Source organism: Neobittarella massiliensis (ex Bilen et al. 2018) (genome assembly GCF_900289145.1).
Lineage (GTDB): Bacteria > Bacillota > Clostridia > Oscillospirales > Ruminococcaceae > Neobittarella > Neobittarella massiliensis.
The window spans coordinates 68907-94121 of the sequence record NZ_OKQO01000009.1; the positions used below are offsets into that span (position 1 = coordinate 68907).

Here is a 25215-nt window from a genome sequence, read left to right on the forward strand (position 1 = left end):
TCTGTTTAAAGCGGCAGTTGCCGACCTTATCGGGCAGCGCTGCACCTACTGCTCTCTGGCGTTCATCTCCAGCCACTGCTGCCGGGTGATGAGCACCCGCCGCGGCTTAGAGCCCTCAAACCCGCTGATGATGCCTTTCTCCTCCATGGCGTCGATGATGCGGGCAGCGCGGGCATAGCCCAGCTTCAGCTTGCGCTGCAGCATCGAAGTCGATATCTGCCCCAGGTCGATCGCCACCTCGATGGCGTCGGGCAGCATGTCGTCGTCCTCGTCGCCGTCACCGCCGCTGCCGCCTTTGCCCTTCTCGGCCGTGGCCTGTTTCTCGATCTCCTCGATGATCTGCTCGTCGTAGGTCTTGGGCGTCTCGGGCTTTATAAATTCCACCACCCGCTCGATCTCCTCGTCGGTGACAAAACAGCCCTGCAACCGGGTCGGCTTGGAGGCCCCCACCGGGAAGTACAGCATGTCTCCTTTACCCAGCAACTTTTCCGCCCCCGAGCCGTCCAGTATGGTGCGCGAGTCGATCTGCGACGACACCGCAAAGGCGATACGGCTGGGGATGTTGGCCTTGATCACACCGGTGATCACGTCCACCGAGGGCCGCTGGGTGGCGATGATGAGGTGCATACCGGCGGCGCGGGCCATCTGTGCCAAGCGGCAGATGGCGTCCTCCACCTCGCCGGGGGCGGCCATCATCAAGTCGGCCAGCTCGTCGATGATGATGACGATGCGGGGCAGCTTTTCCATGTCCGCGCGGGCCTCGCACAGCTTGTTGTAACCGCCGATATCCCGCACGTTGTTGGCGGCAAACAGCTTGTAGCGGTTTAACATCTCGGTCACCGCCCAGCCCAGGGCGCCGGCGGCCTTGTGGGGGTCGGTCACCACCGGCACCAGCAGGTGGGGGATGCCGTTATAAATGCCCAGCTCCACCACCTTGGGGTCCACCATCAAAAGCCGCACCTCTTCGGGGGAAGACTTGTACAGCAAACTGAGGATGATGGAGTTTATGCACACCGACTTGCCCGAGCCGGTGGCGCCGGCGATCAGCACATGGGGCATCTTGCCGATATCGGCCACCTTCACCGCCCCGGCGATGTCTTTGCCCAGCGCCACCGTCAGCGGGCTGGCCGCGGTGCGAAAGGTATCCGAGCCCAGCAGCTCCCGAATGCCCACCACGCTCACGTTGCGGTTGGGCACCTCGATGCCCACCGCCGCCTTGCCGGGGATGGGCGCCTCGATGCGCACCCCCACCGCCGCCAGGTTCAGGGCGATGTCGTCGGCCAGGTTGGTGATCTTGCTGATCTTCACTCCGGCGTTGGGCTGCAGCTCGTAGCGGGTCACCGCCGGGCCGCGGCTGATGTTGATGATGCGCGTCTGCACGCCAAAGCTCTTGAGGGTATCTACCAGCCGGTCGGCGTTCTGCCGCAGTTCATTAGAGATATCGGCGTTGGCCGGTCCCCGGGTGGCGTCCAATATGCTCACCGGCGGGAACTTGTAGGGCGGCGCCTGCCCCGGCGCCGGGGCGGGCACCAGGTCGATGGGCGGCATCACCTCCACCGCCCCCTCCAGCGGCGAACTGTTTTTCTCTTCTGCGGCGGCAAACGGCAGCTCCGGCCCAGTGGCCGGGGCCGGCTTTTGGGCGCCCGAGGAGCTAAAGATCTCCGCCGGGCTGGGCCCCTGCTGCTCGGCGGCCACCCGGCTCACCAGCTCGTCTATATCGCCTAGCGGCTGGGCCCTCTCCCCCACCGGAAACGGCTCGATGGGGTCCTCGTCAAAAATGTCGTCCACCACCGGTACCGCCGTCTGTCGGTCTCCCTCGGCCGATAGCTCCTCCACCGGCGCGCTCACCGGGATCGACGCGCTCACCGGGGTCGGCGGCTCCTCGTCCAGCGGGATATCGATGGGGTGGGTATTGCCCAGATCGATGTCGATGGCCGCCTTTTTCTGGCGCTGCTGCTCTCTTTTTTCCATCTGCCGCTCGATCATCTGCCCGGCCTGTTTCACCGGCTGCGACACGCTCTTATGCAGGTCTACCAGCGTTTTGCCGCTGTAGATCATCAGCCCCACAAACAGGGTGATACACATGATGAGCACCGCCCCGATGCGGCCGCACAGCGCCGACAGCGGCCAGCCGATCACGCAAAACAGCAGACCACCGCCCTGCTTGGCTGAGCCGGTGGCCCACAGATTCACAAATTTGTCAAAAAAGTTGTTGCCGGCCAGCTCGGGCGAAAACATCAGCTGCAGCAGCCCGCAGCCAAAGGCCAACGCCCCCAGCGCGATCAGAAAGGGCCACAGGATCGAGCGCTTTTTCAGCGCGCAGTCCAGCGACAGGTAGCAGATCAGCGGCCCCACCGCGTAGGTGCACAGCCCAAACAGGCCAAACAGCGCGCTGTGCAAAAAGCGCCACACGTTCTCCCCCGCTATAAAGGTGAGCGCGGTGATGAGCAGCCCCGCGCCAAAGGCGATGACCGCCGCCATCTGCTGGTGGAACACCCGCTTTTTTTCCGCCGCTGTATTTTTGCGTCTCGTCGTTTTGGTGGCCATAGTAGAGATACGCTCCTTATATGTAAATAAAATGACCGGTCCGACCGGTCCGGTCAGCTCGCCGCGCGCCCCGCCGCGGCGGAGTATGTAGGGCCCGGCACCAGCCGGGCGATCAGCTTTGTCTGTGCCCTGTACGCCTTAAAAGTAGTAGATGCGCCGGCACCCCGGCGGCAGCTGCCGGCCCGGGGCCAGCTTGGGGTCTAAAAAGGCGCTGGGGTCGGTGGTGCACAGCCGCTGTATACAGCCGTTTTGCACCTGGCAGGGCACGCCCCCCACACTGCGGTAGTCGGCCGGTCGGCTGACTTCGCTACCCATTATCATACCATAAGGAACGACGGTGTGTAAAATCATAATTTGTCCCCTCCCACCGGGTTTTTAAAAATAGCTGCCGACGGCCGCGGTGCGCGCTCTGCCCCCAGCTGCGGCCGTCATCTGTCACTGTCCCATGCCCGCGGCCGCCCCCAATATCTCCCACGTCACACTACCAGTCCGGCCGGCGGTCTGCTGCCGGCCAAAAATCGCCTGCACAAGTTCTGCACACGCACAAGTTTTACGCGGGGCGCACAGGGTAGCGGTAGGCCTGTACAGTAGAGGGGTGGGGCCAAGTCGGCATGCGGTCCTCACCCACATCAAGAGCGGCGCGCACCGCCGCCCATTTTTCCCGCCGCACGGCTCGACCGTTCCACCGCTCTTCTGCTCCATTGCTCCACTGCTTTACTGTTCCATTTTCCGCCGTGTCAGGCCGCCGCCCTCTATTAAGGAGGAGCCGTCCACTGTCCGAAAGCGCCCAGTCCGCCAAAACGGCCAAAAGGCCCATGTCGCCGCCTCTTTGCGCTGCCGCATGCCGCTCTGTCCACCGCTCTTCACGCGTCGAGCTTCTTGACCGGCGGCCAAAGTTCGCCGTGCGCAGTACACTGTGTACAGTGCGCCGTACACAGTACACAGTACAGCGAGTACGCCGCCTGGCCGAGAGCTGTGTCGGCTCTACATGCCCACGGCGGCGCACCGCCAAGGCAGGCGTCCTGCTCCGCGCGCCAGGCGCCGCCGGTCGTCTCCCCGTCTCACCGTCTCCTCGGCCCGCCGCACCACACGCGCGGGCCATCGGCCAATACCGGTCTGTGGCGCTACTCGGCTACCTGCTTCTCATGCTGGTGCCGGCTCTCTATCTCCTGGTACAGCCAGTCCATGGCGTCCTTCAGGCCGCCCAGCTGGTCGATGAGCCCCTCTTTGGTGGCCCGCTCGCCATCGAGCACGGTGCCCACGTCCATGGCCAGCTCGCCGGTGGTCATCATCAGCTCGCGAAAGCGCTCCTTGGATATCTGCGAGTTCTGGGCCACGAATTTCAAAATGCGGTCCTGCATCTGCTCAAAATACGAAAACGATTGCGGCACCCCCAGCACCAGCCCGTTGAGCCGCACCGGGTGCACCGTCATGGTGGCTGACGGGGCGATGAACGACCGCTTGGCCGCCACCGCCAGCGGCACGCCGATGGAGTGGCCGCCCCCCAGCACCAGCGACACGGTGGGCTTTTGCATGCCGGCGATCAGCTCGGCAATGGCCAGCCCCGCCTCCACGTCGCCGCCCACAGTGTTGAGGATCACGATCAGCCCGTCGATGTCCTCGTGCTCCTCAATGGCCACCAGCTGGGGGATGACATGCTCGTACTTGGTGGTCTTGTTCTGCGGCGGCAGGATGTAGTGCCCCTCGATCTGGCCGATGATGGTCAGGCAGTGGATGGTGCGCTCCCCCTTTTTCACCGTCACCGACCCCATCGAGGTGATCATCTGCTGCTCGGCCTGCTGCTCCTCCCGCTCGGTCTGTTCTTCCTCTCTCTCCTCCTGGTCTGCGGCGCTGTTTTGTATCTCCTGCATGGCTCTTCCCCTCTCTGTGGCGCATCGGCCCCGCTGCAGCCGGCGGCTGCCCGCGTCCCGATGCACTCAAAATCCTGCTGTGCAGCAGCGTCCGCCAAACTGCCGTTTTGCAAGCTGCACACAGCTTTTGGTTTAGTATCTGCCAAAAAATGCGCCTTATTCGGTGCTGCGGCCAGTAATCTTTCTAAATTTTGCAAGTTTTGATTTCTAAAAATTCAAATCCTACCAGAATTTACATTGACAGACGGCCTGTATTGTTTTAAAATGGTGGAGTACTATTTTAAAATTGCAGCAAAAACAGAGAGGACGGGATACCACTATGGGATATACACTGGCCCAAAAGATCATCAAAGCCCACCTGCTCTCGGGCGAGATGATCCCCGGCAGCGAGGTCGGCCTCAAGATCGACCAGACCCTCACCCAGGATGCCACCGGCTCCATGGCCTATCTGGAGTTCGAGGCCATCGGCATTCCCCGGGTCAAGACCGAAAAATCGGTCGCCTATATCGACCACAACACCCTGCAGTCGGGTTTTGAAAACGCCGACGACCACGCCTACATGCAGTCCATCACCAAAAAGATCGGGGTAGATTTCTCCCGTCCCGGCAACGGCATCTGCCACCAGGTGCACCTCGAGCGCTACGGCGTCCCCGGCAAGACCCTCATCGGCTCCGACAGCCACACCCCCACCTGCGGCGGCATCGGCATGCTGGCCATCGGCGCCGGCGGTCTCGACGTGGCCGTGGCCATGGGCGGCGGCGCCTACTATATTCCCATGCCCGGCACCATCAAAGTCGAGCTCACCGGCCGCCTGCAGGGCTATGTCAGCGCCAAAGATGTCATCTTAGAGGTGCTGCGCCAGCTCAGCGTCAAGGGCGGTGTCGGCTACGTGGTCGAGTACGCCGGCGAAGGCGTGTCCACCCTGTCGGTGCCCGAGCGGGCCACCATCACCAACATGGGCGCCGAGCTGGGGGCCACCACCTCCATCTTCCCCGCCGACGAGGTCACCCGCGACTTTCTGCGCGCCCAGGGCCGCGAGAGCGACTTTACCCCCCTGCAGCCCGACAGCGACGCCCAGTACGACAAGGTCATCACCGTCGATCTGTCGGCGCTGCGCCCGCTGGCGGCTTGCCCCCACTCCCCCGACAACGTAAAACCGGTATCCGAGCTCTGCGGCATCAAGGTCGACCAGGTGTGCATCGGCTCCTGCACCAACTCGTCGCTGCGCGACCTGCTGCGGGTGGCCGGCATGTTAAAGGGCCAAACGGTGGCCGAAGGCGTCAGCCTCACCATCTCGCCGGGCTCCAAGCAGGTCTTTGCCATGATGGCCGACTGCGGCGCGCTGGGCGATCTCATCGCCGCCGGCGCCCGGGTGCTGGAGTGCACCTGCGGCCCCTGTATCGGCATGGGCCAGTCGCCCCGCTCGGCAGGCGTGTCGCTGCGCACCTTCAACCGCAACTTTAAGGGCCGCAGCGGCACGGCCGACGCCCAGGTCTACCTGGTCAGCCCCGAGACGGCGGCCGCCTCGGCCCTCACCGGCTATATCACCGACCCCACCACTCTGGGGCAGGCAGCCGAGGTGGTCATGCCCGAGCGCTTTACCATCAGCGACAACCTCATCGTCCACCCCGCCGGCGCCGACGAGGCGCAGGCCCTCGAGATCCGGCGCGGCCCCAACATCAGACCCTACCCCCAGACCGCCCCGCTGGCCGAGGATATCCGCTGCGAAGTCACTTTAAAGGTAGAGGACAACATCACCACCGACCACATCATGCCCGCCGGGGCCAAGGTGCTGCCCTACCGCTCCAATGTGCCCAAGATCTCCGAGTTCTGCTTTGTCGCCGTCGACCCCGATTTCCCCGCCCGCTGCAAAGAGAAGGGGCAAGGCATCATCGTCGGCGGGCACAACTACGGGCAGGGCTCCTCCCGCGAGCACGCGGCGCTGGCCCCCCTGTATCTGGGGGTCAAGGCGGTCATCGCCAAGAGTTTTGCCCGCATCCACAAGGCAAATCTGGTAAACGCCGGTATTTTGCCGCTGGAATTTGTCAGCGAATCTGACTACGACGGCGTCGAGCTGGGCCACGCGCTGTCTATCTGCGGCGTGCCGGCCGGCCTGAAGGCCGGCGGCGACCTCACCGTCACCGACAGCACCACCGGCCGCAGCTTTGCCGTAAAAGCCGAGCTGTCGGGCCGGCAGATCGATATCCTACTCGCGGGCGGCCTGCTGCCCTACACCAAAAAAATAAGCGAAAGGCAGTGAGCAGTATGACCAGAGAAGAGACCATCAAAAGAGCGTGTGAACACTTCGCCAAGGTGCTGGAGGGCCAGCTGGACCGGGTAGAGATGATGAAGGCGCAGGGCGATTTCGTCGACTATCAGAACCTGGATAAACTCATCATCGGCGTCTGCGGCGGCGACGGCATCGGCCCCCGCATCACCCACGAGGCCGAGCGGGTCGTGTCCTGGCTGCTGGCCGATAAGGTGCGGGCCGGCAAGGTGGAGTTTCGCGAGATAGACGGCCTCACCATCGAGAACCGGGTGGCACACAAAAAAGCCATCCCCGACGATGTGCTGGCCGAGCTCAAGGCCTGCCACGTCATCTTAAAGGGCCCCACCACCACTCCCCGCAAAGGCGATAAGTGGCCCAACATCGAGAGCGCCAACGTGGCCATGCGCAAAGAGCTCGACTTGTTTGCCAACGTGCGCCCGGTCAAGGTGCCCGAGCAGGGCATCGACTGGACCTTCTTCCGCGAGAACACCGAGGGCGCCTACACCCTGGGCTCCAGCGGTCTGGCCGCCGACGACGACCTCTCGGTCGACTTCACCGTCACCACCACTCAGGGCACCGAGCGCATCGCCCGCCTGGCCTACGACTTCGCCCGCAAAAACGGCAAAGAGCGGGTGTCCATCATCACCAAAGCCAACGTGGTCAAAGCCACCGACGGCAAGTTTTTAGAGCTGTGCCAAAACATCGGCAAAGAGTACCCCGAGATCATCACCGACGACTGGTACATCGACATCACCACCGCCAAGCTCATCGACGAAAAGCGCCGCCGCGACTTCAAGGTGTTCGTGCTGCCCAACCTGTACGGCGACATCATCACCGACGAGGCGGCCGAGTTCCAGGGCGGCGTCGGCACCGCCGGCAGCGCCAACCTGGGCAAGCGCTACGCCATGTTCGAGGCCATCCACGGCTCGGCCCCCCGCATGGTCGACGAGGGCCGCGACATCTACGCCGACCCCTGCTCCATGCTGCGTGCGGCGGTGCTGATGCTCTCCCACGTGGGCTATCAGCAGGAGGCCGACAAGCTGGAGCGCGCCCTGGACATCTGCATGTACGAGGAGCACAAGATGCAGTGCACCGGCCGCGACACCGGCTGCACCTGCCAGCAGTTCGGCGACTACGTGATGGAGACCATCCAAAAGCTGTAGCGCACAAGCACGCGGCCGCCCACGGCTGCATGCGCACACGTACACAAGCACACACGGGCACATGTGGATACACCGGATTATGCGGGTGTTTTTGCCCAATGGTCTCGTGAATATTTTGTCATATCATCCGATATTATTCTCTTTGACTAAACCGACATTGCGGTTTTCGTAAAAATGCTATAAAATACGAGGAGGGAGGCAGCAATGCCTCCCTCCTATTTCCTGTCTCTACCGTCCGGCGGTGCCGGCAGTTTTTAAACGATACCTGACACACGATAAACGATATATACGATACTTTTTTGATTGGCGAGGTAGATGTCTGTGAAAAAAAACACGGTTTCCTTTTCTGTCATCCGCCGGCTGCCCCGGTACTACCGCTTTCTGGGCGATCTGCTGGCCAGCGGTGTGGGCCGCATTTCCTCTAAAGAGCTGGCCGAGCGCATGCACCTCACCGCCTCCCAGATCCGGCAGGACCTCAACTGCTTCGGCGGCTTTGGCCAGCAGGGGTACGGCTATAACATCCATCAGCTGCACCGCGAGATCGGCAAGATCATCGGCGTCGACCACGACCTGCAGGCCATCCTCATCGGCGCCGGCAATCTGGGGCAGGCGATCGCCACCCACATGCATTTCGAAAAGCGGGGCTTTACCCTCACCGGCATCTTCGACTGCGACGCCCAAAAGGTGGGGCGGCAGGTCGCTGGCCTGCAGGTGCAGCACAGCGACGATCTCTCCGCTTTCTGCGCCCAGCGCCACCCCACCATCGCCATCCTCTGCATTCCCAAAACAGCCGCCGCCCAGGTGGCCGAGTCGCTCGTCGAGCTGGGCATCACCGGCTTTTGGAACTTCAGCCACTACGACTTGCGGGTGGACCACAAAAACGTAGTGGTCGAAAACGTCCATCTGGGCGACAGCCTGCTCACCCTGTGCTACCAGGCGACCCACAACATCCACACCCCCGACTTTTTGTAGTATCGCTCCACCGCGCCCCGCCGCTGTCCCGCCGGGCGCGATCTCTGCCCGCCCGGTACCTGTTTTTGTAAAGGAGGTCCCCCATGCGCCGCCGCGACCGCCAGATCACCGACCCCGCCGCTATCGCCGACCTGCTCTCCCGCTGCAAGGTCTGCCGCATCGCCGTCACCGACAGGCAGGGCCCCTACATCGTGCCGCTCAATTTTGGCTATCAGCTGTCCGAGAGCGGCGCGCTCACGCTGTACTTTCACAGCGCCCAGACCGGCCGCAAGCTGTCTGCCCTGCAGGCCTGTACCGGCCCCGTCGCCTTCGAGATGGATTGTGCCCACCGGCTCACCGCCGGCCCCACCGCCTGCCAGTACGGCTACGATTACCAGAGCCTGCTTGGCACCGGCCAGGTCCGCATCCTAAAAGACCCCGCCGAAAAGGCGGCGGCCCTATCTCTGCTCATGCGCGCCCAGACCGGCCGCGACTTCTCTTTTAGCGAGAGCGAGACCCGCTCGGTCGCCGTCTTTTCCCTCACCTCCACCGACTATACCGCCAAGCAGCGGGGGTACTGATCGCCCCCGTCCATTCATCCAGTGCAAAAAAGGTCCCTATCTTTGCCAAACAGCAAAAATAGGGGCCTTTTTTACAATTTGTTCACATTTTACTTTGCTGCCGGCCGCGCCTACTGCGCTGCGGTATCCAGCGCCAGCTCGATCATGTCAATGAGATTTTTCTCCTTGTCCTCGGCCGAGACCCCGCCCTCGTGGCTGCCGTCGCCGCCAAAATTGGTCACCACGATGCTCATCATGGTCAGCGCCTTGGCGCCGTAGCGGGCCGCGGCCGTGTACAGCGCCGTTCCCTCCATCTCCGAGGCGATCACCCCGTATGCCGCCCACTTGGCCGCATAGGCCGGCTTGTCATCGATATACAGGTGGTCGTTGCACAGCGTGTTGCCGGCAAAAATGCGCAGCCCCCGGTCCCGTCCCAAATGGTAGGCCTTGTCCAGCAGTTCAAAGTCGGCGCAGGCGGCAAAGTGGCCGGGCAAAATGTAGTCGTTGATGGCCGAGGTGGTGCTGGTGGCCTGCGACAGCACGATGTCCATCAGCTTCAAGTCGGGGTCAAAAGCGCCGGCCGTGCCCAGCCGCACCAGCCGCTTACAACCGTAATCGCGGGTGAGCTCGGTGGCGTAGATGAGCATCGACGGTATGCCCATCCCCGTCCCCATCACCGACATGGGCTGCCCCTTATAAAGGCCGGTATAGCCGTACATCCCCCGCACTCTGTTGAAACATACCGGGTCCTGCAGGTAGTTCTCCGCTATGAATTTGGCCCGCTCCGGGTCCCCCGGCAGCAAAATACTGGGGGCGATATCCCCCATCTTGGCCTCGATGTGCATGCTCATCGCGCTCGCTCCTTCCCATCATCAGAAGAGCGGCCCCATTTTGCCGCCGCTCTCCACCCCGTGTTTTCTTTAGTATACCACTCCCGCCGCCGGCAGTACAACACGCCGCCTTGCCGCCCCGCTCGCCCCTAAACTGCCCCCTGCGCCCCTATCTGTGGCTTTTGCACAGGATTGTTCACAGGATATCTGTATAATCGACGGTGCAAATGGGTATATAGTAATAATTATTGCGCATAAGTTTGTCATTTTTTCCTGACATTGGTATAATAGGCTATATGTTCGATGCCGGCCGTTCCGGCCGGCCCTCGCTTGAACACGGCGCCCACGGCTCCCGCGCCCGGCGCTGCACAGTAAAGGGTGGTTTTCGCTTGAATAAATACAAAAAGCTGATGTCCAATACCATCATCTTCTCCATCGGTACTTTCAGCTCCAAACTGCTGGTCTTTTTGCTCATGCCGCTGTATACCCGGGTGCTCTCCCCCAGCGACTACGGCACCGTCGATATCATCACGCAAACGGCCAGCCTGCTCATGCCGGTCGTCTCTCTGAGCATCGCCAGCGGCATCATCCGCTTCGGGCTCGATAAGCGCATCGACAAATCCGACGTGTTCTCTATCGGCCTGGTCACCATCTTGGCCGGCTTCGGGGTGTTCTTCCTGTTCTCGCCGCTGCTCAAAAAGATCACCTTCATCAGTCAGTACACGCTGCTCATCTACCTGTACGTGTTCATGGCCCTCATCAAGCAGCTGTGCGCCGAGTTCGTCCGCTCCAAGCAGTACGTCAAGCTCTACGCCTTCGACGGCATCTTGGCCACGGTGCTCACCATCATCCTCAACGTGCTGTTTTTGGTGGTGTTCAAGTGGGGCATCACTGGTTATGTCCTGGCCACCATCGTGGCCGACACACTGTGTACCCTGTTTTTGTTCACCATCGCCGGGCTGCACCGGTACATCAAGCTGGGCCACTGGCGCCCCGGTCTGTGGGGCTCGATGATGCGCTACTGCATCCCCATGATCCCCTCGGCGGTGTTCTGGTGGATCACCAACGTCTCCGACCGGTACATGGTCACCTACTACCTGGGTGAAGGGGCCAACGGCCTGTACGCCGCCAGCTACAAGGTGCCCACCGCTATCGTGCTGCTCTCCACCATCTTCTCCGACGCCTGGCAGATCTCCGCCGTCGAGTCGGCCGACAGCAAAAAGCGCTCCGCCTTTTTTTCCAATGTCTTTTCCTCCTTCCAGTCGCTCCTGTTTCTGGGCTCTTCCGGCCTCATCATGATGGCCAAGTTCATCACCTCCATCCTGGTCTCCCAAACCTTCTACGACTCCTGGCGCTACATCCCGGTGCTGGTCATCGCCACGCTGTTTAACTGCTTTGCCACCTTCATCGGCAGCGTCTACCTGGTCGAAAAAAAGACTACGCTCATCCTGGGTACCGTCATCTCGGGCGCGCTCATCAACATCGTGCTCAATCTGGCGCTCATCCCGCGGGTGGGGGTCAACGGGGCGGCCATCGCCACGCTGGCCAGCTATTTTGTCATCTACCTCATTCGCGCCGCCAACTCCCGCAAGTATATAAAGATCAACTTCCAGTTCCCCAAAATGCTTTTTAACACCGCGATCCTCATTCTGCAGGCGGTCATCATGATCACCGAGATCCCCTACTGGATCCCCTGCCAGATCGCACTGGTGCTCGTCATGCTGCTGTGCAACTTTAAGCCCATTTTACGGGGCGTATCCCGCATCATCAAGTAACGCCTTTCAGCTGTCCGCAGGTCCACCGCCGCTCCCGGCCCGGTGGGCCTGTTTTACTGTCCAGTCACTTATAAAGCAGTCAAAAAAGAAAAAACGCCTCTTTTTCAGGTTTTTTGTAACAAAATCTGTTTTGCGGCGACAGATAGGTGAGAGGAGATGATGGCATGCACCGGGTCGAGCAGCTGTACCGCGCTTTTCAGCGGGATGTATACCTCTACCTGCTGTCGCTCACCGGCGACCCCACCCAGGCCGAAGACCTCACCTCCGAGACATTTTTGCAGGCCCTGTGCGCCATCGGCCGCTTTCGCGGCGACAGCAGCGTAAAGACTTGGCTGCTGGGCATCGCCCGCCACCTGTGGCTGCGCCAGCTGCGGTCTCCCCCGCCCCTCACCGGCGACAGCGCGCTGCTGGGCGCCTATCTGTGCGGCCCGGGCCCCGAGTCCCAGCTCATCGCCCGGCAGACAGTCGACCGCATCGCCCAGCTGCTCTCAGAAAAAGGTGAAGGCCCGCGGCGCACCATCTATCTGCGGGCGCTGGGCCACAGCTACGACGAGATCGCCGCCGCGCTGCACATCTCTCCCAATTCGGCCCGGGTCATCGAATTTCGCACCAAAAAGTGGCTGCGCGAGCAGCTGCAAAAGGAGGGGTACTTATGAGTGAACGGCAACCGCACATCGGCTGTGGCGCCTGCCAAGACCTGATACCGCTGGTACAAGACGGTGTGGCCAGCACCGAGAGCCGGCAGCTGGTGGCCGGCCACACCGCCCAGTGCCCCCAGTGTCGGGCGCTGCTGGCAGCGGGCAGCTCTTCGGTGCCGCCCGTCGCCCCGGCGCCAGAACTGCTCACCGTGCGCCGTCTGCGGCGGCAGCTGCTCACCGGCGCGCTGCTCATCCTGCTGGTGGGCGTGCTGGGCGGCAGCCTGCTCACCTACTCCATAGACATGTTCTACAACCTGCTCATCATGCCGGCCATCGGCGCCGCCGGTTACCTGGTGTTGCGGCGGCAGTGGTACTGGTCGGTGGCCGGGGCCGGGCTGTGCTCTCTCGTCGGGGTGCTCTGCAAACTGCTCCTTTTCGACCACAGCGGCCCAGTCGCCGCGCTGATCGCCGCAGTGCCCATGGCGATCCTCTATGCCGCTCTCGCCGCAGTGGGCTGCCTCATCGGTTTTCTGCTGCACTTCGCCTTTAAAAAGGAGGATACGCCATGACCGCCAAAAAGCGCCTGCTCAAGCTGGGGGCCCTGCTCGCCGCCCTGCTGCTCATCGCCGCTATCGCCGGTGTCGCCGCCTCCTTTCTGGGCGATCCCGTCTCGGCGGCCATCGCCCAAAAAGGGATAGACTGCTATCTGCGGCAGCAGTACCCCCACAGCCAGCTGCAGGTAAAAAAGCCGGTCTACAATTTCAAGCTCGGCCGCTATACCGTCCAGGTGCAGGACCCCGACCATGTCGACGCGCATTTTTCTGTCGAGTGGAAGCCCCACTTTTTAGGTGGCAGCGTCTGTTACGACAGCTACGACACCAGTGTCACGGCGCTGCACAACACCGCTCTTCGTCTGGAGGAGTCCTTCGGCAGCTATCTACAGCCCCACTTAGCCCAAATAGAGGGGCTAAAGCAGATAGACCCGAGGGTCGAATTCACCGCGACCGCCTACGAGGACCTCTCCCCGTATCTGCAGCTGGATATGCCGTTTGACCCCCGCCAGCAACTGCCGCTGCAGCTGCAACTGTTCGTCGACCTGGGCGACATGTCCTGCCAGCAGCTGGCGGCGCTCTTTACCCAGGTGCACCAGCGCTGTCTGAACGCCGGGGTAGCGGTGCAGTGCTACCACCTCTCCTCCTTCGCTGAAAACGGCCCCACCATCCGTGTCGAGAACCTGCGCCCAGCCGATATCGAGAGCGGCCAGTTGGCCGCCCTGCTGCAAAATGCGCTCCAAAACCCCGACCCCATCGGCCAAAAGCCCAAAGAAGAGATCACCGACGAGGAGTACCGCCAGTACCGCGACCGGCTGCACGTCTCTGTCAGCTAAAAGTCCAGCGCCCAATACCGGGCCAAAGTACCGGGTACAAAAACCAGGTGCCAGCGTCTAAATCGGCTCCAGTCCGATTTTTTAGGCCCTCCGGCGGCAAGCCCACAGCCCCGCTCCACACGTGTGCATACACCGGTATAGCCCAGTATAAGACGAGGAGCTCCGTTCCGTCTTTCTACAGCGGCCCCGCTATCCGCCATTTTGTACACATGCAGTCACGGCTGAACTGCTTGCTTAAACCCGCCCACACCGCCGGCAGTTCTGCGCTGCCCGTGGTCTCACCGATCGGCTCAACGGCAAAAAAAGAGAGGACAGCGAGTGCGCTGTCCTCTCTTTTTTATCCGCTTATATGTGCATGCGCCGCCATCTGGCTGCCCCCCAAACAGACGGCAATACCGGCGCTTACTCCTCGTCTAAGATATAGCGGTCACGGGCGGCGCCCACACCAAACAGTGTCAGCAGCACCAGTACCCCCACCAGCACGCCCAGCGGCACCATCCACGAGCCGATCACATCGTACAGCGCCCCGATGAGGATGGGCCCCACCGCCGCCAGCAGATAACCGATCGACTGGGCCATCCCCGACAAAGTCGCCGTCTGCTGTACGCTCTTACACCGGTACGACATGAAGATCAGTGCCAGCGCCAAGCTGCCGGCAGTGCCCAGCCCGGCACAGATCAGCGACGGGATGAGGATAAACAGGTTGTCACCGGCAAACATCACCCCGGCCACCCCAACGGTAAACAGCGCCGAGTCGACAAAGGTGACCAGCCGCTGGTCGCGCTTTTTAGCCGCCCAGATGGGGAAGATGAACGAGGCCGGGATGCTGGAGAGCTGGAATAGCAGCACCAAAAAACCGGCGTCTGCCGCCGATATGCCCCGGCTCTGCAGGATCGTTGCCAGCCAGGATACCAGCGAGTAGAACAAAAACGACTGACAGCCCATATACAGGGCGATCCGCCAGCTCAAAGGGCTGCTCATCACCCGGCGGGCCGGGGAGTGGCTGCCCTTGATCTCCCGCCCGCGGGGGCCGCCCTCTTCCCCGCGGCCCAGCTGCCGCGACCAGACCAGCGCGGCCAGCGCCAGCGTGGCCAGCCACATCGCCAGCGAGCCCCGCCACCCCAGCCCAGCCTCGGCCGCCGGTACACTGATGCCCGAGCCGATAGCCGAAAAAGTCGACATGGAAGTGGTGAACAGGCTGGTCATAAAACCCACCTTTAAGGGAAAGCGCTCCTTGATGATGCTGGGCAGCAAAATGTTTCCCACTGCAATGCCCACACCCAGCAGCGTGGTGCCGATAAAAATACCCGGCACCCCGCAAAACGAGCGGGTCAGCACACCGGCGATCATGCTCAAAAGCCCCAGCAGCATAGTCCACTCCATGCCCAGCTTGTCCATCATCGTCGAGACGAACGGCGACACCACGGCAAAAGCCAGCAGCGGCAGCGTGGTGATAAAGCCCGCCAGAGCACTCGACATGCCCGTATCGCCCTGTATCATTGATACCAGCGACCCCACCGACGTGATGGGCGCGCGCAGGTTGCAGGCAATGAGCACAATGCCCCAAAACAGCCATACTTTCTTGTTGTTCATAAAACCCTACTCCTCAAAACTGTCCTCAAACTGTCATATAGCGCTATCATACCACAAATTTTGCCACCACGCCACCCAGCATGCCCTGCTTCCTCTGATCCGCTCCTCTTTGCTTTCTGCACTTTTTCAAAGTCGAATATAGCAGAGCCCAACCAGATAACATAACGATTGATCTATATATTTTATCTAAATGAAGATTATTATTGTGCATATAGTAAAGATGCTGTATACTGGTCGTAAGAACAGACCGGCTGTGCGCCGGTGCTCTTTGTTGGGAGGTACTTTTCATGCGGCGTTTTCGATCGGTGCCCGCTCTCTGGCACAAACTCTCTAACTCTAAGCGCGTCCGGTGGCCCATGGCTATCCTCGCTGTCTTTCTGGTCGTTACCTGCGTAAACACCGCGCTCGAGACCCCGCCCGATCCGCTCTCCTCCTCCGGTAACGTCATCCCCGTCATCATCGACTGCACCGGTACGGCTCAAGACGGCTATGCGCTCGTACTGGCCGGCAGCGTCCGCGGTCTCGATGTGCGGGGCGTCACCACTGTATACGGCGATCTGCCGGCCGGGGCCGCCAGCCAAAACACCTTGTCGCTGGTCGACTATATCGGGCTCGGCTGTCCGGTAGCCACCGGGGCTACCTCTCCCCTGCGGCGGGCGCGGATCTCCAGCACCGCCGCCAGCGGCGCTGTCGGCCTGTGTAATGTGGCTCTGCCGGTGCCCCACACCAAACCAGACGAGCGCCCCGCCTGGCAGCTCATCTACGACGAGGCCGTCGCCCAAAACGGCAGGCTGCAGCTCATCTGTCTGGGCCCGCTCACCAACGTGGCCACCGCCCTGCAGCAATATCCCGACCTGGCTCAAAAGCTGGCCGGCATCACCTTTTTGGCCGGCGAGCTGGAGGCCGGTACAGCCGATGCCAACGCGCTCTACGACCCGCATGCCCTCGACGCCGTGCTGCACAGCGGCGTGCCGCTGCTCATCGTCCCCTTTAGCGCTGCGGCCAGCGACACCATCCTTTTAAATCCCTGTCCTGTCGCCAGCGGGCAAGAGCCCGGTACCATCCATCTGCCCACCGCACAGCTGTCAGAAAAAGAAAAGCAGGAGGCGGAAAAAAAGATACAGGAAAAAGCGCAAAAGACCGGCCGCGCGCCCGCAGAGTCCTCCGGCGAACAACTCTACTGGTCCGATCTGCTCACCCCCAAAAGCGACGTGTACGACTTTTTAGCCGGCGTGCAGCAGTACGCCGACTGGCAGTGGAAAATAGAAGGTGACCGAGATACCGCCAACGGTCTTACTTTTGCCAGTATGGTACCGGTACTGGCTACCGCCGGCCGGGGCAGCATCTGCTCAAAGGTCAATCGCTGGGTGTCGGTCTCCACCACCGGCGATGACATCGGTTTCGTCACCTTCTCCGAATATCGCGATAAATCGGGCGTCAAGGCCACCGTCGTCACCAGAACCGACCGCACCCGCTACCTGCAAGCGGTCGAAAATATGTCCCGCGCCTATACCTGAGCCATATCCATCGCGCTGCCTCAGCGCCTTTTTCGCCCCGGAACGGTTGCGCCACGGGCATGGTCCCGCGCCTTTACCGCTGTTTTCACCGGGAGGTGCCGCCACCGCCCTGCAGCTGCCCACAGCGGTCCTCCTCCAAAGGCTAAGACCGGCAAGCACATCAGCATTCGTCTGCCGCGCCCGAACACCAAGTTTTTGTCAGGCCTTTTGCCCAGGAGATCGGCACATCAGCCGTCTGGATGGCTGTCGGCGCAGAATGCACCTAAAATGCGCGCAGTCATATGCGCTGCGTTCTCCCTCTACTGGCATGTCCACCTCCTACACCCATCATGAGACCCCCTTTGGGCAGGAGCACACGGATGAAAAAACAGATCACTAACGGCCCCACAGCCGTTTCGCCCTCCAAAAAACGCGGCCGGCGGCCGGTCTTTCTTCTCGCCACCACTATACTGGTGTGTGGGGTGCTTAGTGGGCTCGGGCAGTTGCTCGATCAGCCCGATTATCTCTCTGGTCCCTCCCCTATCCCGGTCATCATCGACTGCGATCCCGGCGCTGACGATGGCTATGCTCTGGTTCTGGCCGGCTGCGCTGCCGGTCTAGACATCCGCGCCGTCACCGCGGTCTATGGCAGTCTGCCGCTGGGAGCCTGTGCCCAAAACGCGTGTGCATTGGCCGACTATATCGGCCTGCGGTGCCCGGTGGCAGCCGGGGCTGCAGTCCCACTCAAACGCTCCCTACAGCCCAGCGCTGCCGGCAGCGGTGCCGGTGGTCTATGCGGTGTCGCTCTGCCGGTGCCCACCCGCCAGCTGGATGCCCGTCCCGCCTGGCAGCTCATCTACGACGAGGCAGTCGCCCAAAACGGCAAGCTGCAGCTCATCTGCCTGGGCCCGCTCACCAACATCGCCACCGCCCTGCAGCTCTACCCCGACCTGGCCGGCAAGATCGACAAGATCACCCTGCTGTGCGGAAATGCCTCGCTCTCCGCGCGCGAGCCAAACGCAAGTGCCGACCCGCACGCGCTGCAGCTGGTGCTGCAAAGTGGCATCGAGCTGCAGGTCGCCCCCCGCGATACCGCCTACGACTGCACCTATCTCTCTAATCCCAGCCCCACTGCCAACACAGATACCTACTGGGGCGAGATCGTCTCTCCCTCAAGCTGCGTGCACGCGCTGCTTGCCGGTGTACAGCGATACACCGATGAGCAGTGGCGGGTAGAGGCATCCGCCCTCGACCCAAATGGCCGCGGTCTGCCCGATCTGGCAGCGGTCATCGCAGTGATCGCCCCCTCTATCTGCCAAAAGCGCACCGCCTACATGTCAGTCGGCACCCAGTCAGAGCAGTGCGGCACAACCGCCTTTTATCCACTCACCGACCAACCGGCAATAGCCGTCCACCCCGTCGGCTGTCGGGTAACCGTGCTCACCGGCCTGGACAGCGAGATCTATATCCAGCTCCTGCGCGACATGGTCGAGAGCTACCGCTAGCCGGGCAGGCGAGCAGCCGGTATTGCCGGCAGCGGCCGCACCGGCTGCTCGCAGTATGCCGGGTACTTCCGGCCACTACTTGATGTCCTTCTGTATCCCGCTGCCCAGCCCGCACATATACAGGGCCGCCCATCCCCGCCGTTCTATTTGTTACAAAAGTCTCACAACTCGGGGCTGTTTCTTGAATTTCGCCTCTCATCGTGCTATACTGTACAAAACCTCATAAATATTCGGTGCACATTGTATGCACCATTCATATTTTATCGGCATTTTTGTTGTATAGGACGACCAGAGCAGAGCAGCTCTGCGCGGGGAGGCGGCAGATGAGCACGCGGTACAATCCCAACCCTTTTGAAAAGAAAAAGATGAAAAAGAGCACCAAATGGGTGCTCTGTATTTTAGCTGCCGTCTCGGCCGTCGGCTGCATCGTCGCCGCGCTGGTACAGGAGCCGGTCATCCCCGCCTATAAAGAGGCTGTCCCCGTCATCATCGACTGCGATCCCGGCACCGACGACGGCTATGCTCTGGTCATGGCCGGGGGCACCGGTAATCTGGATGTGCGCGGTATCACCACCGTTTACGGTGCGCTCTCCATCGGCGCCACCACTCAAAACGCGCTGTCTCTCACCGACTATATCGGGCTTGGCTGTCCGGTCTCTGTCGGGGCCGCCACACCACTGGTGCGCTCGCTGCTCCCCAGCTCCGAAAACAACGGGGTCGGCGGCCTGTGCAGTGTGGCGCTGCCGGTCCCCGCCCAAAAGCTCGACGAGCGCCCCGCCTGGCAGCTCATCTACGACGAGGCAGTCGCCCAAAACGGCAAGCTGCAGCTCATCTGCCTGGGCCCGCTCACCAATGTCGCCACCGCCCTGCAGCAATATCCCGATCTGGCTCAAAAGCTGGCCGGTATCACTTTTATGGCCGGCAATTTCGATTCTCCCGCCGTCGAATTCAACACCTCCTGCGACCCGCAGGCGCTGGATGTCGTGCTGCGCTGCGGGGTGCCACTGACCGTCGTGCCCCGCGACCGCGCCTATTTGGCCACCCGGCTTATTAACCCCTGCCCCGTGGCCGATAGCGACGGCAATACGGCCCTGTGGGGGACTGGCTCTCCCGACTACTGGTCTGATCTGGTATCCGACAAGAGCCCGGTCCAGAGCTTCCTGGTCGGGGTACAGCAGTACACCAACGACAACTGGAAGACCAACGACCAAACTACCTCCCTCAACTGCCGGGCCATGCCCAGCATGGCGCCGCTGCTCAGCGTGATAAGCGGCGGCAGCGACCTGTGCCGGTACGACAAATGCTGGGTCAACATCATCACCACCGGCGAAAAGACCGGGACGGTCGTTTTCACCTCCGCTCAAGATGCAGAAAAGTCAGATGAAGATCTCGGCGCCGAGGTCTCTCTGCTGGTCGATATCGACCGCACGCTCTACCGGCAGGCCATACGGCAAATGGTCGATTCCTACCGGTAGAGCTCATTCCCTCTATCCTACCAGAAAGGCAGGTCACGCCCATGAAGCTCTATAAAAAGCCGCTCCCCAAGCGGGCGGTACAGGGTATCGCTATCGCGCTGGCTGCAGTCATGGTGGCGCTCACCGCCGTGGCCACCACCCTCACCGTGCAGCACGCCCGCAAGAGCGAGATCCTGCAGGACGACAAGCAGGAGCTGCTGGTAGAAGACCTGATCCTCGACGGCCAGACCGCCTATCTCCTGCTGTCGCAGATCACCTACTCCGACAAGTTAGAGGGCTTCTCCACCCAGGAACAGGGGTATCTCGAGGCCGACGCCAAGCTCAACAGCGCGGCCGTCTCACTGGAAGTAAGCACCGGCGGCAAGCGCTATCAGGCAGACGAAGACCAGATCCAGTGCAGCTATAGCGTCTCCGGCGGCCGGTTTTACTGCTACTATCTGGCCCGCATCGACGGCGTGCGCGAAGCCGGCGACACGGCGGTGGTCACCGTCAACTATAAACGGCGCGACATCGACGTCCAGCAGCTGTCTGCCCTGCAAACGCAGACCGAGCAGATCCAGCTGCTCACCGGTCACACCGTCCAGATCGAGACCCGCTTTCTGCAGAGCGGCAGTGGCAGCGTATTGCAAAAGGTCGTCCTCCCCAAAGACGATCCCAGCCTTACCAGTGTCGTCCCTACCCTTACCATCGGCGCCAGCGACGGGCGCATGTACAGCGCCGCCGCCCAGCAGCTGGGCGACTATACGCTCTACCGCCTGCAGGACGACCGCATCGAGCGCAAAGGTTCCCCCGCGGTCTCCTACCTCTCGTACAGCAATCTGCTCGTCACCTTTAGCGGCCAGCGCAACGCCACCTTTACCGCCCCTATCTTACAGGACGGCGAGAGCCGGGAGATCGCGCAGCCAGTCACCTGCGGCAGCTTTACGCTGCCCGCCGTCACCGCGCTGCAAGACGGCGAAGACACCGCGCTGCGGCTGCCGCCCATGTCCAGTGTCGGGGTCATCACCAAGCTCTCCATGGCCCGGCCCGACGATCAGGATGTCTCCTCCCGCACCTCTTTTGAGCTCATGGATGTGAGCACCGACCCCCACTTTCTCTTCAAGTGGAAAAACTGGTCCGGGAAAGAGATGCCGGTCGCCGTCACCGAGATCCAGCTGCAGCTGGAGCAGTTCGGCTGGATCCAGCGAGATAGCTGATCCTCGGCACATCCGGTCGCCCCGGCAAGACCGTCTCTGTCTGTCTCTCATCAAAAGCAGTAGACCCAACTTCCCGATCTCAAAAGAGCGATCCCCCTGTGTACGCGGTCTGTACACAGGGGGATCGCTCTTTTGAGGACACATCTTTCCACGCAGCAGCACTGCCCCGCCGGTCTATCTCTCGGCAGGCCCGTCCACCACAGTGGCCCCCCTCCTAACGCCCGCGAGCGGCGCCGGCCGAGGTGGTATGCCCGCCAACTGGTACTCCACCGCGAAGCCGCCGCAAAACAGCGGCAGGACCTGCGCGGAGCCGCTCACTCCGCCAACAGCCGAGCGGCGAAGTCCGCCCCGACATCCATGCGCCGGGCGATCTGCTCTACATCCATTCCCTGCCCGGCAAAACGGCGCGCTACCGCCGGCAGCGGCTCCCCTATCTCGATGATATGCCGGTCGGGGTCGTATATGCGCACCGCCCGCTGCCCCCAGCGGTGCTCTATCACCGGATGCACGTAAGAGATATCTTCCATCGCCGCCAGCCGCGCGGCAAAAGCGTCAAAATCAGTCTCTTCAAAATACAGCTCGGCACTCTTGCCGCCAAACCGGATATCTCGCTCGTCACAGCCCAAAAATCCGGCCCAGCTCTCCAGCGTCTGCAGAGAAACGCCGCCCGTGAGCACCTGGTTGGTGCCAAAATCCTGCTCTACCGTCAGGCCCAACACCCGGTGATAAAAGTCCAGGCCCTTTTGCATATCCGCTACCGCGATCAGGGGGTTCTTATAGGTCATCTTCGCTCTCCTTTATCGATTATAAGCTTTATACAGGTACTGCTCGCCGCTGGTCCATGGCGACCGGTACACCGTACCGTCCACCGGCCCGGCACCGGGGTGCCCGCCATCGGGGCCAAGGTGTCACCGCCGTTTTCAGCAGCCGTGCTCCCGCTCTCGCAAACACATAGTCTCGGCACAGGGCAGGCTATCCGCCCACCGCGCTCAAAGGTCCGTCAGCGCCGCGCAGACCTATCCGCCAGCTGGCCTGTGTTGCCAATAAATACCGCCGTCCCAGTGTTTTGCGCTGTCCAACAGCAGTGTGTCCCCGCACGGTCTATATCCATTTCCCGCTCAAGGCGCATACCCCGCATCTTCTTTTCGGGGCGATGAACATCGGCAGCTGTCACAGGGCCATTTTTACCGCACAGACAGGCCTTTCCGCCCAAAGATCCATGGAGCACACATATAGGTCAGCTCTGGCCAGACGCCTTTTAAAGATCTGCCCCCCGGGCCCCGCCAGCCGCGCTGGGGTATCCCCGCCACGCCCACCGCTGCACCATGGCCGGGTCCGACCGCCGACCGCCAGCCGCCAGCCGCGCTGGGTCCCCGCCATCACCGGCACACCGACACACCAGCCCCGCGGGGATAGGTCCGCGCCGGCCGGCGCCCGGCCCCCAGGTTTTCTTCATTCTATCCCCCGCCCCGCGATCTGTCAAACCGGTCACCTGGTCCTATCCCGCCTTTTCACGCCGGAAGATCCTCCAGGCTTCCCGCCCCCACTAAAAAACAGACTGCATAAGACCCATCTCATACAGTCTGTCCTCTCTTTTCCGGTAGCGGATACCGCGTTCTCTTTTTGCCCGCCTACTGCTCTGCCGAACGCGCGGCCGCTATCTCTATCCAGCCCGGGCAGGTCCTCTGCACCAGCGCCGTGTCGATGAGCAGGGTCAGCTGCTCCCCCGGCTCGGCCCGCACGGCGTAGGTCATGGTGTCAAAATCAGAGATGTAGCCCCGGCTCAGCCTCCCGCGCTCACCGGCAGTCAGGGTCTGGCCCTCCTGCAGCTTCTGGTAAAGCGCGTCGTCGGCCGTCTTTTCGGCCGCTATCAAGCCGGTCACCGGCCCCCAGTCGCTCTCGCCCTGCAATTTGATGTACACATACGGCCCCTCGCGGTACACGCTCTGCAAACGCACGCTGGCCGGGCCAACAGCCAGCTCGCGATCATCCAGCTGTATCGTCTGCCCATCTTCCGGGTTGGGCAGGGTGGTCTCCCGCGGTTTTTCGGCCCGGGCCGCCACCGAATAGCCGCCGTAGTCCAGGCGGGTCACCAGCCGGCCGGTCTCAGCGTCCTGCAGGTGATAGGCCCAGCGCATGGCCCCATCCGAAAAGCAGAGACGTCTGGCCGTCGGCTGCGCCGCCGCATAGTCCTCGCTCACGGCAAACAGGTCGGTCAGGTACAGGTCCTCCCACCCCTCCTGTTGGGGCTGCGCATACTCCACCACAAAGTCCTGTCCGTCGTTAGAGAGCGGTGTGATCACCACCTCGGTCTCTTCCCCGCCGGCCAGCTGCACCTGTTTTTTCACCGGCTCCTGCCCGGCGGTGTACTGCAGTGCAATGCGCTTGAGTCCCTCTCCGTTGACCGAAAGGTACACCGCCTCCTGCCGGCGCGTGTCGGCAAAGCGAAAGTCGGTGGTCACCGTGTACTCGTACTCGCCAATGGCCGAGATACCGCTCCCCAGCACTGTGGCCGTGTACACCTTGTCACTCATGTGCATCTCTAAAGTCACCTGCGGGGTGGGCAGCTCATCGGTCCGGTCCTCCAGCAGCTTGCCGGTCTCCCCGTCGTAGCGCAGATAGTCCTCCAGTAAAAAATCCTTGCCGTCCACCACCTTGTAGCTCGACTCCACCGACACCAGCGTCTCGCTCTTATTCTGGTACACCGCCACCACACTGTGGCGGCTGGCCCCCTCGCCAAACGTGGTGCGGGCCGTGCTGTAGGTGTAGTCCGCCCGTATCGTCACAAAGTTATAGGTCAGCAAAAAAATGCCCAGCAGCACGCCCAACGCCGCTGCCGCGATCACCGTCGTAGCCTTGGCCGCTCGGCGCACCTTTTTGTTGCCGGCTGCCCGGCGCAGCCGCTCCGGCAGTTTCAGCATGCCGCCACCTCCCTTACTTCTGGTAATCTGCGCACATCCGGCGCAGCACATCCAGCATCTTTTCCCGGTCAAGCCCTACCGCATAGCGCACCGGGCTGCCGTCATCAGTCAGCACTGTAGTGCCGCGGTCCGCGCGCCCGGTCAGGCAGCGCAGCGAACCCTGTTCTATCATCAGCACCTGGGGATCTGTCAGGGCCATCACCGCCAGCACATCGTTGAGGATCTTGCTGTCGCTCTCCTCCCCCACAAAGGTCCGGCGCATCCCATTTAAGAGCAGCGGTATGCGGCTGTCGCCGATCATGGCCTCCAGCTCATCCCCCTGCACCACCGCCTGCGATGTCACATCATAGCCAATCACCGTAATGTCCACGCCGCTCTCCAGCACCGCCTCCATCGCCCAGGGGTCGTTAAAGGCGTTGAACTCGGCGCTGGGGGTCATGTTGCCCAGCCCGGTGGGCGAGCCCCCCATCACCGTGATCCCGGCCAGCATATCTTTTAAATCGGGGTACAGTTCCAGCGCCTTGGCGATGTTCGTCAGCGGCCCGATGGCGATCACCTGCAGCTGCCCGTCACAGGCCTTGGCCGTGTCGTATAACAGCTTCCAGGCCGGGCGCCGGTCAAAGGTGCGGTCGGGCGTGGGCAGCGCCACCCCGCCCATGCCGTCGCTGCCGTGGGCGTAAGCGGCCCCCATGGGCACCCCCTGCAGGGGGTAGGTGGCGCCCAGCGCCACCGGGCACTCCAGCCCAATATAGCTGGCAATGCTCAGGGCGTTGGCCCCGGTGCGCCCCAGCCCCACGTTCCCCTGTACGGCGCCAATGCCCAGCACCTGCAGCGCGGGGCTCTTTTTTGCCAGGGCCAAGGCAAAGGTATCGTCAATGCCGGGGTCGCAGTCGATAAACACCGGCACCTTGTCCCGCTGCCAAGTCACCGCCGCCGTCCCCTCTTTCTGGGGGGCTGCCACAGCGGCCGCGCACAGGCAAAAAAGCACCGCTGCCACCAGCGCCAATGCGGTCCGTTTTCCCCTCATTTCTTAGCCCC

General features: G+C 62.1%; 20 protein-coding genes. 12 read left to right on the forward strand and 8 right to left on the reverse strand.

All coding sequences use genetic code 11. The features are described 5' to 3' along the window. Window positions 1-45: 45 nt before the first annotated feature. The 3 genes from C6Y32_RS12920 to C6Y32_RS12935 all read right to left on the reverse strand — a co-directional run bounded on the left by C6Y32_RS12920 (window position 46) and on the right by C6Y32_RS12935 (window position 4418). A complete protein-coding gene (locus C6Y32_RS12920; protein WP_164998279.1) occupies window positions 46-2547 on the reverse strand; it encodes an FtsK/SpoIIIE family DNA translocase in 2502 nt (833 codons plus the stop codon). Window positions 2548-2685: 138 nt separating this feature from the next. Next, on the reverse strand, window positions 2686-2898 hold the full coding sequence (locus tag C6Y32_RS12925) for a YlzJ-like family protein (protein ID WP_105205678.1): 213 nt from the start codon (window positions 2896-2898) through the stop codon (window positions 2686-2688). 773 nt (window positions 2899-3671) lie between these two features. Then, the gene (locus C6Y32_RS12935; RefSeq protein ID WP_105205680.1) at window positions 3672-4418 is read right to left on the reverse strand and encodes a ClpP family protease; all 747 of its coding nucleotides are present in this window, start codon (window positions 4416-4418) and stop codon (window positions 3672-3674) included. Window positions 4419-4737: 319 nt separating this feature from the next. Here C6Y32_RS12935 and C6Y32_RS12940 point away from each other — a divergent pair, with 319 nt between their 5' ends. From C6Y32_RS12940 to C6Y32_RS12955, 4 genes are all read left to right on the forward strand, one after another. After that, entirely contained in the window at window positions 4738-6678 is a 1941-nt protein-coding gene (locus tag C6Y32_RS12940; protein ID WP_105205681.1) for an aconitate hydratase, read from the forward strand. Window positions 6679-6683: 5 nt separating this feature from the next. After that, entirely contained in the window at window positions 6684-7850 is a 1167-nt protein-coding gene (locus C6Y32_RS12945) for an isocitrate/isopropylmalate family dehydrogenase (protein ID WP_105205682.1), read from the forward strand. Window positions 7851-8171: 321 nt separating this feature from the next. After that, window positions 8172-8822, forward strand: a complete 651-nt coding sequence (locus C6Y32_RS12950; RefSeq protein WP_370738827.1) for a redox-sensing transcriptional repressor Rex — start codon at window positions 8172-8174, stop codon at window positions 8820-8822. An 83-nt stretch (window positions 8823-8905) separates the two neighbouring features. Further along, window positions 8906-9382, forward strand: coding sequence for a pyridoxamine 5'-phosphate oxidase family protein (locus tag C6Y32_RS12955; RefSeq protein WP_105205684.1), 477 nt, complete (start codon window positions 8906-8908; stop codon window positions 9380-9382). Between the two features lie 110 nt (window positions 9383-9492). Here the strand turns inward: C6Y32_RS12955 and C6Y32_RS12960 are convergent, their stop codons facing one another. Beyond that, window positions 9493-10212 (reverse strand): purine-nucleoside phosphorylase, encoded by a 720-nt coding sequence (locus C6Y32_RS12960; protein WP_105205685.1) that lies wholly within the window; start codon window positions 10210-10212, stop codon window positions 9493-9495. A gap of 368 nt (window positions 10213-10580) precedes the next feature. On the opposite strand from C6Y32_RS12960, the gene C6Y32_RS12965 reads away from it, so the two are divergent. The 4 genes from C6Y32_RS12965 (at window position 10581) to C6Y32_RS12980 (ending at window position 13991) form a co-directional block, all read left to right on the forward strand. Next, window positions 10581-11966, forward strand: a complete 1386-nt coding sequence (locus C6Y32_RS12965; protein ID WP_164998280.1) for a lipopolysaccharide biosynthesis protein — start codon at window positions 10581-10583, stop codon at window positions 11964-11966. A 164-nt stretch (window positions 11967-12130) separates the two neighbouring features. Then, complete coding sequence (locus C6Y32_RS12970; RefSeq protein WP_105205687.1) at window positions 12131-12622, forward strand: RNA polymerase sigma factor; 492 nt, start codon at window positions 12131-12133, stop codon at window positions 12620-12622. After that, window positions 12619-13173, forward strand: a complete 555-nt coding sequence (locus C6Y32_RS12975) for a zf-HC2 domain-containing protein (protein ID WP_105205688.1) — start codon at window positions 12619-12621, stop codon at window positions 13171-13173. The genes C6Y32_RS12970 and C6Y32_RS12975 overlap by 4 nt, the downstream gene beginning before the upstream one ends. Beyond that, window positions 13170-13991, forward strand: coding sequence for a YfjL-like protein (locus C6Y32_RS12980; protein ID WP_105205689.1), 822 nt, complete (start codon window positions 13170-13172; stop codon window positions 13989-13991). The genes C6Y32_RS12975 and C6Y32_RS12980 overlap by 4 nt, the downstream gene beginning before the upstream one ends. Window positions 13992-14393: 402 nt before the next feature. On the opposite strand, the gene C6Y32_RS12985 is transcribed toward C6Y32_RS12980, so the two are convergent. After that, window positions 14394-15584: a CynX/NimT family MFS transporter gene (locus C6Y32_RS12985; protein WP_105205690.1), complete on the reverse strand. Its 1191-nt coding sequence runs from the start codon at window positions 15582-15584 to the stop codon at window positions 14394-14396. 287 nt (window positions 15585-15871) lie between these two features. Here C6Y32_RS12985 and C6Y32_RS12990 point away from each other — a divergent pair, with 287 nt between their 5' ends. From C6Y32_RS12990 to C6Y32_RS13005, 4 genes are all read left to right on the forward strand, one after another. After that, window positions 15872-17101: a nucleoside hydrolase gene (locus tag C6Y32_RS12990; protein WP_105205691.1), complete on the forward strand. Its 1230-nt coding sequence runs from the start codon at window positions 15872-15874 to the stop codon at window positions 17099-17101. A 359-nt stretch (window positions 17102-17460) separates the two neighbouring features. Beyond that, entirely contained in the window at window positions 17461-18585 is a 1125-nt protein-coding gene (locus C6Y32_RS12995; RefSeq protein WP_164998281.1) for a nucleoside hydrolase, read from the forward strand. A 323-nt stretch (window positions 18586-18908) separates the two neighbouring features. After that, window positions 18909-20060 (forward strand): nucleoside hydrolase, encoded by a 1152-nt coding sequence (locus tag C6Y32_RS13000; RefSeq protein ID WP_105205693.1) that lies wholly within the window; start codon window positions 18909-18911, stop codon window positions 20058-20060. 41 nt (window positions 20061-20101) lie between these two features. Next, a complete protein-coding gene (locus C6Y32_RS13005) occupies window positions 20102-21256 on the forward strand; it encodes a hypothetical protein (protein ID WP_105205694.1) in 1155 nt (384 codons plus the stop codon). Between the two features lie 314 nt (window positions 21257-21570). Here C6Y32_RS13005 and C6Y32_RS13010 read toward each other — a convergent pair whose 3' ends face one another. From C6Y32_RS13010 to C6Y32_RS13020, 3 genes are all read right to left on the reverse strand, one after another. Next, on the reverse strand, window positions 21571-22041 hold the full coding sequence (locus tag C6Y32_RS13010; RefSeq protein ID WP_105205695.1) for a VOC family protein: 471 nt from the start codon (window positions 22039-22041) through the stop codon (window positions 21571-21573). 846 nt (window positions 22042-22887) lie between these two features. Further along, window positions 22888-24177, reverse strand: coding sequence for a hypothetical protein (locus C6Y32_RS13015; protein ID WP_105205696.1), 1290 nt, complete (start codon window positions 24175-24177; stop codon window positions 22888-22890). 13 nt (window positions 24178-24190) lie between these two features. After that, a complete protein-coding gene (locus tag C6Y32_RS13020; protein ID WP_105205697.1) occupies window positions 24191-25204 on the reverse strand; it encodes a nucleoside hydrolase in 1014 nt (337 codons plus the stop codon). Window positions 25205-25215 lie beyond the last annotated feature (11 nt).